The sequence below is a fragment of the Pseudomonas sp. P5_A2_2 genome (assembly GCF_054177685.1).
Genome location: NZ_JBGCUL010000362.1, coordinates 1 through 4,379, shown reverse-complemented (window position 1 = coordinate 4,379; position 4,379 = coordinate 1). Strand labels below are relative to the sequence as shown.

Genomic DNA, 4,379 nt, shown 5'->3' with positions numbered 1-4,379 from the left:
GTATCACACCGAAAGATTTCGACGTTGCCACCAGCGCCACACCCGAGCAGGTGCGGGCCGAATTCCGTAACGCGCGAATCATCGGGCGCCGATTCAAACTGGTGCACATCCACTTCGGCCGCGAAATCATCGAAGTCGCGACCTTCCGCGCCAATCACCCGCAGAACGAAGACGAGGAAGACAGCAATCAGTCTTCGCGCAACGAAAGCGGGCGCATCTTGCGCGATAACGTCTATGGCACCCTGGAAGAGGACGCGCAACGTCGCGACTTCACCATCAATGCCTTGTATTACGATCCGGTCAGCGAACGCATCCTCGACTACGCCAACGGCGTACACGACATCCGCAATCACCTGATCCGCCTGATCGGCGATCCGACGCAACGCTACCAGGAAGACCCGGTACGGATGCTGCGGGCCGTGCGTTTCGCCGCAAAGCTGAACTTCGGCATCGAAAAACACAGCGCCCTGCCGATCCGCGGCCTGGCACCAATGCTGCGCGAGATTCCGTCGGCCCGCCTGTTCGAAGAGGTGCTCAAGCTGTTCCTCTCCGGTCATGCCGCCGATACGTTTGAAATGCTGGTCGACCTGCAGTTGTTCGATCCACTGTTCCCGGCCAGCGCCGAAGCACTGGAATACAACCCGACGTACACCCACACCCTGATCAGCGAAGCCCTGATCAACACCGACCTGCGGATCAAGCAGAACAAACCGGTCACCCCGGCTTTCCTGTTTGCAGCCCTGCTCTGGCCTGCCCTGCCGGCCCGCGTCCTGCGCCTGCAGGAGCGTGGCATGCCGCCGATTCCGGCGATGCAGGAAGCGGCGCACGAGCTGATTGCCGAACAGTGCCAGCGGATCGCGATTCCGAAGCGTTTCACCATGCCGATCCGCGAGATCTGGGACATGCAGGAACGCCTGCCGCGCCGCAGCGGCAAGCGTGCCGATCTGTTGCTGGACAATCCGCGCTTCCGTGCCGGCTACGACTTCCTGTTGCTACGCGAAAGCGCCGGCGAGCAGACCGATGGCCTGGGCGAATGGTGGACGGACTACCAGGACGCCAACGAAAGCGAGCGCCGTGACATGATTCGCGACCTCAGCGGCAAGGACGAAGGCACCGGCGCCCCGCGCAAACGCCGCCGCAGCGGTGGTTCCAAACGCAAACGCGCTGCCGGCGCCTCGAGTACCACGGGCGAGTAATCCATGGAACGCATCTACATCGGCATGGGCAGCAACCTGGCTGACCCCGCCGAACAATTGCGCAGCGCCGTCGAGGCGCTGGCGCACTTGCCGCAAACGGCGCTGGTTGGGGTTTCCGCTTTTTATCAAAGCGACTCGCTGCTACCCGGACAACCGCGCTACACCAATGCGGTGGCTGCTCTCGACAGCACGCTGGAAGCGCTGGATTTGCTCGATGCCTTGCAGGCCATCGAAAACGGCCAGGGTCGCGAGCGCCTTGAGCGCTGGGGGCCGCGCACGCTGGACCTTGACATCTTGCTGTTCGGTAATCGCCTGATCGACGAACCGCGCCTCAAGGTTCCCCATTACCATATGCAGGAACGAGCCTTCGTGTTGTATCCGCTGGCGGAACTGGCCCCTGCGGATCTGCACCTGGCCGATGGCCGGACCTTGGCCGAACTGCTCAAGGCATGCCCGTTCGTCGGCCTGGAACGCCTGCCCCAAAATTGACCAAAATCCCCTGTAGGAGCGAGCCTGCTCGCGATAGCGGTCTGTCAGCGAATGAAATGCTGACTGACACACTGCCATCGCGAGCAGGCTCGCTCCTACAGGGGATCTTGGGCCAGACACAAGATCTGCTGCTGAATCGCATCAGTTACCCCGGTAACACCCCACCCGTAACAATGCGGTAACACACGCAATTGACTTCCCTCGTTCTCCTCACGACTATAGGCGTCCCGCTGCCGCCTACACGGCGTTCAAGGGCGCAATCCAGGCCTTAAAAGCACGACAAAAGAGCGTGCGCCTGTATTTAACGAAGAATCACGCGCGTTACTCGCAGTAGTTTCCACAGCGCCTGAATGAGGAACTTTTCATGCCAGCCATCACCCTGACCACCCTGCAAGGTCTGAAGCAAAAAGGTGAAAAGATCACCATGCTGACCTGCTACGACGCGACCTTCGCCCACGCCTGCAATCAGGCTGGTGTCGAAGTGCTGCTGGTGGGCGACTCCCTCGGCATGGTTTTGCAGGGCCACGACAGCACCTTGCCTGTCACCACCTCCGAAATGGCTTACCACGTGGCTGCCGTCAAACGCGGTAACAGCGATGCCTTGATCCTCGCCGACCTGCCATTCATGGCCTACGCCACCACCGAGCAAGCCATGACCAACAGCGCGCTGTTGATGCAGGCCGGCGCGCATATGGTGAAGGTTGAAGGGGCGTTGTGGCTGGCCGATTCGATCCGCCTGCTGGCCGAACGCGGTATCCCTGTTTGCGCGCACATGGGCCTGACGCCGCAATCGGTGAACATCCTTGGCGGCTACAAGGTCCAGGGTCGCAATGAAAACCAGGCCCGGCAGATGCGTGCCGACGCGATTTCCCTGGAACAGGCTGGTGCGGCAATGTTGCTGCTCGAGTGCGTCCCGAGCGAACTGGCAGAAGAAATCACCCAGGCGGTGAAGATACCGGTGATTGGTATTGGCGCCGGCAATCGCACCGATGGCCAGGTGCTGGTTCTGCACGACATGCTGGGGCTGTCCATTACCGGCCGCTTGCCAAAATTCGTAAAAAACTTCATGACTGGCCAGACCAGCATTGAAGATGCGTTGAATGCCTACGTGACTGAAGTCAAAGCGGCGACCTTCCCTGGGATCGAACACGGATTCTCTGCATGAACACCGTAAAAACCGTACGCGAACTGCGGGCCGCCGTGGCCCGTGCCCGTAGCGAAGGCAAGCGCATCGCCTTTGTGCCAACCATGGGCAACCTGCACAGCGGCCACGTTGCCCTGGTGACCAAAGCCTCCCAACGGGCAGATTTCGTGGTTGCGAGCATTTTCGTCAATCCGCTGCAATTCGGTGCTGGCGAAGACCTCGACAAGTACCCGCGCACCCTCGCCGCCGACCAGGAAAAACTGCTCCAGGCCGGTTGCCATTTGTTGTTCGCGCCAACCGTCGAGGAGATGTATCCCGGCGGAATGACCGGCCAGACCCGCGTCAGTGTCCCGCAATTGTCCGAAGGCCTGTGCGGCGCCAGCCGGCCGGGGCATTTCGAAGGCGTGGCGACGGTTGTCAGCAAGCTGTTCAACATGGTCCAGCCGGACCTGGCGATTTTCGGCGAGAAAGACTTTCAGCAACTGGCGGTGATTCGCGCGCTGGTTCATGACCTGAACATGCCGATCCAGATCATCGGTGAGCCGACCGTACGGGCGGCCGATGGCTTGGCGCTGTCGTCGCGCAACGGCTTCCTCAACGAAGAGCAACGCGCTGTGGCACCGGTGGTCTACCGCACGCTGAAAGCGATCGGCGAGGCGATCAGGCAGGGCGAACGCGACTACCCGGCGCTGATCGGCACGCAGATCAAACAGCTCGAAACAGCCGGCCTGCGCCCTGACTATCTGGAAATTCGCCATGCCCTGACTTTGCGCCCGGCGACGGCGCAGGATCGTGACCTGGTGATTCTGGTGGCGGCGTTCCTGGGTACGACGCGGTTGATCGACAACCTGCACCTGAACCTCGACGCGCCCCTCTAGACACTAAAAAACCTGTGGGAGCGAGCCTGCTCCGGGCGGCGTTCCGACGATGGCGTACTAACAGTCACTGAAAATGCTGAATGTCATGCCCTCATCGCGAGCAAGCTCGTTCCCACAGGGGTTCTGCTGCGCCCACATATAACGCATTGCCCCCACAAACCCTTCGGGCCATTTTGCCCGCCGACCTGGGAAATACTCATGCACGCCATCATGCTCAAAGCCAAGCTGCATCGCGCCGAAGTCACCCACGCTGTACTCGATTACGAAGGCTCCTGCGCCATCGACGGTGAATGGCTGGACCTTTCCGGCATCCGCGAGTACGAACAAATCCAGATCTACAACGTCGACAACGGCGAGCGCTTCACCACCTACGCCATCCGTGGCGAAGAAGGTTCGCGCATGATCTCGGTCAATGGCGCCGCGGCGCACAAGGCCAAGGTCGGCGATCGCGTGATCATCTGCGCTTACGCTCATTACAGCGAAGCCGAACTGCTCAACTTCAAGCCGCGCATGCTCTACATGGCACCGGGCAATGAACTGAGCCACACCAGCAACGCCATTCCGGTCCAGGTCGCCTGATCCGAGTCCTGACTCTTCCGTTTGTCGGACCGTTCCTAACTTTGGTGTTAAAAAAGTACCGGAAACAGGTCAGACAAAGGCAAGACAGATCAT

Annotated in this window: 5 protein-coding genes; all 5 read left to right on the top strand. The window is 60.5% G+C overall.

All coding sequences use genetic code 11. From position 1 onward, the window contains the following. Positions 1-1,196: polynucleotide adenylyltransferase PcnB (locus ACXRVY_RS18380; RefSeq protein ID WP_458237930.1), on the top strand; the 1,196-nt coding region annotated here is incomplete at its 5' end. A 3-nt stretch (positions 1,197-1,199) separates the two neighbouring features. Next, positions 1,200-1,685, top strand: a complete 486-nt coding sequence (gene folK, locus ACXRVY_RS18375) for a 2-amino-4-hydroxy-6-hydroxymethyldihydropteridine diphosphokinase (protein ID WP_223463699.1) — start codon at positions 1,200-1,202, stop codon at positions 1,683-1,685. A gap of 364 nt (positions 1,686-2,049) precedes the next feature. Beyond that, the gene (gene panB, locus ACXRVY_RS18370; RefSeq protein WP_223463700.1) at positions 2,050-2,850 is read left to right on the top strand and encodes a 3-methyl-2-oxobutanoate hydroxymethyltransferase; all 801 of its coding nucleotides are present in this window, start codon (positions 2,050-2,052) and stop codon (positions 2,848-2,850) included. Continuing rightward, complete coding sequence (gene panC / locus ACXRVY_RS18365) at positions 2,847-3,707, top strand: pantoate--beta-alanine ligase (RefSeq protein WP_223463701.1); 861 nt, start codon at positions 2,847-2,849, stop codon at positions 3,705-3,707. The genes panB and panC overlap by 4 nt, the downstream gene beginning before the upstream one ends. Before the next feature lie 198 nt (positions 3,708-3,905). Then, positions 3,906-4,286 carry an aspartate 1-decarboxylase gene (panD, locus tag ACXRVY_RS18360; protein ID WP_003228271.1) on the top strand — a complete coding sequence of 127 codons (381 nt, stop codon included), beginning with the start codon at positions 3,906-3,908 and terminating at the stop codon, positions 4,284-4,286. Positions 4,287-4,379: the final 93 nt, after the last annotated feature.

What these genes read in the sequence shown, in the direction of transcription:
- folK (WP_223463699.1), top strand. Translation starts at nt 1,200, where the DNA reads ATGGAACGCATCTACATCGGCATGGGCAGCAACCTGGCTGACCCCGCC.
- panB (WP_223463700.1), top strand. Translation starts at nt 2,050, where the DNA reads ATGCCAGCCATCACCCTGACCACCCTGCAAGGTCTGAAGCAAAAAGGT.
- panC (WP_223463701.1), top strand. Translation starts at nt 2,847, where the DNA reads ATGAACACCGTAAAAACCGTACGCGAACTGCGGGCCGCCGTGGCCCGT.
- panD (WP_003228271.1), top strand. Translation starts at nt 3,906, where the DNA reads ATGCACGCCATCATGCTCAAAGCCAAGCTGCATCGCGCCGAAGTCACC.